General features: G+C 64.2%; 1 protein-coding gene. It reads right to left on the bottom strand.

All coding sequences use genetic code 11. From position 1 onward, the window contains the following. Nucleotides 1–455, bottom strand: a 455-nt coding sequence (locus tag C1J01_RS48620; RefSeq protein ID WP_181449402.1) for a gamma-glutamyltransferase, incomplete at both ends; no start/stop codon positions are given.

Raw genomic sequence — 455 nt, 5'->3', positions numbered from 1 at the left:
GCCAAGTGGTTGGCCGGCTGCGGCGCGCCAAGGTTGTGGCCCATCGACGTCAGGATCTTGCGCGTATCTTCGGACAGCGCATACGCCTCGACGTTGGTCACGTCCGGCAGCCATTGCTGATGGAAGCGCGGCATGTCGACGGCTTCCTGCACGTTCATGCCGTAGTCGATCGCGTTGATCATGGTCAGCATGACGGCCGTGATGATGCGGCTGCCGCCCGGCGTGCCCACCACCATGACGGGCTTGCCGTCCTTGGTGACGATGGTCGGGCTCATCGACGACAGCGGACGCTTGCCCGGGGCGATCGAGTTGGCTTCACCCTGCACCAGGCCGTACAGATTCGGCACGCCGACCTTGGCCGTGAAGTCGTCCATCTCGTCGTTCAGGATCACGCCCGTCTTGGCGGCCGTCACCTTCGCGCCAAACCAGTCGTTGAGCGTGTACGTGACCGACAC

This window comes from Nonomuraea aridisoli (assembly GCF_003236395.1).
Taxonomy (GTDB): domain Bacteria; phylum Actinomycetota; class Actinomycetes; order Streptosporangiales; family Streptosporangiaceae; genus Nonomuraea; species Nonomuraea aridisoli.
The sequence above is the reverse complement of the archived record's forward strand: the minus strand, read 5'-3'. Positions and strand labels throughout refer to the sequence as shown.